3 protein-coding genes are annotated in these 3393 nt (G+C 63.8%); all 3 read left to right on the top strand.

From position 1 onward, the window contains the following. Positions 1 to 484 precede the first annotated feature (484 nt). A complete protein-coding gene (gene rpsL / locus IT472_RS08410; protein WP_297180813.1) occupies positions 485 to 859 on the top strand; it encodes a 30S ribosomal protein S12 in 375 nt (124 codons plus the stop codon). Between the two features lie 86 nt (positions 860 to 945). Beyond that, positions 946 to 1413 (top strand): 30S ribosomal protein S7, encoded by a 468-nt coding sequence (rpsG, locus tag IT472_RS08405; protein WP_297180811.1) that lies wholly within the window; start codon positions 946 to 948, stop codon positions 1411 to 1413. A 127-nt stretch (positions 1414 to 1540) separates the two neighbouring features. Beyond that, on the top strand, positions 1541 to 3393 hold a 1853-nt coding region (fusA, locus tag IT472_RS08400; RefSeq protein WP_297180809.1), incomplete at its 3' end, for an elongation factor G.

Raw genomic sequence — 3393 nt, 5'->3', positions numbered from 1 at the left:
CGGCGCGCTGCAAGCGGCGTCACCGAGGCCGAACTCGCCACCTTGTCGGGCGAGGCGGCGGCTGGCGGCGAGCAGTCGCAGGTGTCGGCCGACTGAGTCGAATCCACCTAGCCCGGCCGGGTGCCGGGCTGGTGGACTTGCCGATGCCTGTATCGGCAGGTAGAATTGCAGCGTTTTCGATGGCCTTCGCGCCATCCAGATCACCAAATGAGGTCGCAGGACGCGCCTCGTCTTGGGTCCAGGACGGACGGGATCGCAGGCAAGCAGCCGAACGCCGAAGGCCACGCCGGAGGCCGGGAGGTTGCAACGGTATGACCTACGTTTGATCGAAGGATCGAGCGCAGGTTATACTTTTTCGTCTGGCCGTCCGAATTGCATCTGCAATCGGGCGGCCTTGTGTCCGAATGATCCGGAAATCCGTCTGAAAGGCGGGCCGAAGGGTCATCACAGAAACGGGTCGAAGGCCCACCAACAGAGCCCCGAAATGGCAACGATCAACCAGCTGGTGCGCAAGTCGCGCAGCCCGGAAACCTACAAGAGCAATTCACCCGCGCTGGCCAACTGCCCGCAGCGTCGTGGCGTGTGCACGCGCGTCTACACCACCACCCCGAAGAAGCCGAACTCCGCGCTTCGCAAGGTGGCCAAGGTACGCCTGACCAACGGCTACGAGGTCATCTCGTACATTGGCGGCGAAGGCCACAACCTGCAGGAGCACAGCGTGGTGCTGATCCGCGGCGGTCGCGTCAAGGACCTGCCGGGCGTGCGCTACCACACCGTGCGCGGTTCGCTGGACGCCGCCGGCGTGGCCAAGCGCAAGCAGTCGCGCTCCAAGTACGGCGCCAAGCGTCCGAAGAAGTAATCCGCGCGGGCAAAAGGCCCGATACCGCAGGTGCCGCCGCGTGCGGGGGCGCCATCCACAAGTGAATTTGAGTCAGGCGAACCATCATGTCTCGTAAAGGCAATACTCCACAGCGCTCGGTGCTGCCGGATCCCAAGCACGGAAGCGAAACCATCGCCCGCTTCATCAACATGGTCATGCAGAGTGGCAAGAAGTCGATCGCTGAAAAGATCGTCTACGGCGCGATGGATGTGATCGGCGAAAAGAACGCCAACCCGTTGGAACTGGTCGAGAAGGCGCTCGGCAACGTGTCGCCGTCGGTCGAGGTCAAGTCGCGCCGCGTCGGTGGTGCCACCTATCAGGTTCCAGTCGAGGTGCGCTCATCCCGCCGCATGGCGCTGGCGATGCGCTGGCTGATCGAAGCGGCGCGCAAGCGCGGCGAGAACTCGATGCCGCGCAAGCTGGCCGGCGAGTTGCTGGATGCGTCCGAGAACCGCGGCGGCGCGATCAAGAAGCGCGAGGAAACCCACCGCATGGCCGACGCCAACAAGGCGTTCGCCCACTACCGCTGGTGATCCGCGCGTTATTGACGCGACGGCCCCCAAGGCCGTGACAGCAGGCGCGCCAATGCAGGCGCTCACCGAAAGCCGCCATCGGGCGGCGTTCGGCCATCCCGAATCCAGAAATCATTGAGAGGCTCCCGTGGCCCGCAATACTCCCATCGAGCGTTACCGCAACTTCGGCATCATGGCCCACATCGATGCCGGCAAGACCACCACGTCCGAGCGCATCCTGTTCTACACCGGCAAGAGCCACAAGATCGGTGAAGTGCACGACGGTGCCGCCACCATGGACTGGATGGAGCAGGAACAGGAGCGTGGCATCACGATCCAGTCCGCCGCCACCACCGCGTTCTGGAAGGGCATGGACAAGTCCCTGCCGGAGCACCGTTTCAACATCATCGACACCCCCGGGCACGTCGACTTCACCATCGAAGTCGAACGTTCGCTGCGCGTGCTCGACGGCGCGGTGTTCGTGCTGTGCGCGGTGGGCGGCGTGCAGCCGCAGTCCGAGACGGTGTGGCGCCAGGCCAACAAGTACCACGTGCCGCGCATCGCGTTCGTCAACAAGATGGACCGCACCGGTGCCAACTTCAACAAGGTGCGCGACCAGCTGAAGGCGCGTCTGGGCGCCGCGCCGGTGCCGATGCAGGTGCCGATCGGCGCCGAGGACGGCTTCGAGGGCGTGGTCGACCTGCTGAAGATGAAGGCGATCCACTGGGATGTCGCCTCGCAGGGCCTGAACTTCGAATACCGCGACATCCCGGCCGAGCTGCAGGCGGAGTCGGAAGAAGCGCGTTCGTACATGGTCGAATCCGCCGCCGAGGCCAGCGAAGAGTTGATGGACAAGTACCTGTCCGAAGGCGAGCTGTCCGAGGACGAGATCGTCAAGGGTCTGCGCGAGCGCACCCTGAAGACCGAGATCGTGCCGATGTATTGCGGCAGCGCGTTCAAGAACAAGGGCGTGCAGGCCATGCTCGACGGCGTGATCAACCTGCTGCCGGCGCCGACCGACGTTCCGCCGGTGAAGGGCGTGGACGTCGACGACGAAAGCAAGGAGCTGACCCGTGAATCCACGGACAAGGCCCCGTTCTCGGCGCTCGCGTTCAAGATCATGACCGACCCGTTCGTCGGCTCGCTGACCTTCTTCCGCGTCTACTCCGGCACCCTCAACGCCGGCGACCAGGTGCTGAACTCGGTCAAGGGCAAGAAGGAGCGCATCGGCCGTCTGTTGCAGATGCACTCCAACAACCGCGACGAGATCAAGGAAGTGCTGGCCGGCGACATCGCCGCGGCGGTGGGCCTGAAGGACGTCACCACGGGTGACACCCTGTGCAACATCGACAACCCGATCGTGCTCGAACGCATGAGCTTCCCGGAGCCGGTGATCTCGATGGCGGTCGAGCCGAAGACCAAGTCCGACCAGGAAAAGATGGGCAACGCCCTGAGCCGTCTGGCCCAGGAAGACCCCAGCTTCCGCGTGCGTACTGACGAAGAATCCGGCCAGACCATCATTGCCGGCATGGGCGAGCTGCATCTGGACATCATCGTCGACCGCATGCGCCGCGAATTCAACGTCGAAGCGAACGTCGGCAAGCCGCAGGTCGCCTACCGCGAAACCATCCGCCGCAAAGACGTCAAATCCGACTACAAGCACGCCAAGCAGTCGGGCGGTAAGGGTCAGTACGGCCACGTCGTGATCGAGCTGTCGCCGATGACCGCGGAAGATCGCGCCCACGAGGATGTCGAGAACGATTTCCTGTTCATCAACGACATCACCGGCGGCGTGATTCCGAAGGAATTCATCCCGGCGGTCGAGAAGGGCTTGCGCGAAACCATCACCAGCGGTCCGCTCGCGGGCTTCCCGGTGGTCGGCGTGAAGACCAAACTCGTGTTCGGTTCGTACCACGACGTCGACTCGTCGGAAATGGCGTTCAAACTCGCCGCGTCGATGGCGTTCAAGGAAGGTTTCCGCAAGGCCGATCCGGTGTTGCT

This window comes from Thermomonas sp., assembly GCF_020850895.1.
Taxonomy (GTDB): domain Bacteria; phylum Pseudomonadota; class Gammaproteobacteria; order Xanthomonadales; family Xanthomonadaceae; genus Thermomonas.
The sequence above is the reverse complement of the archived record's forward strand: the minus strand, read 5'-3'. Positions and strand labels throughout refer to the sequence as shown.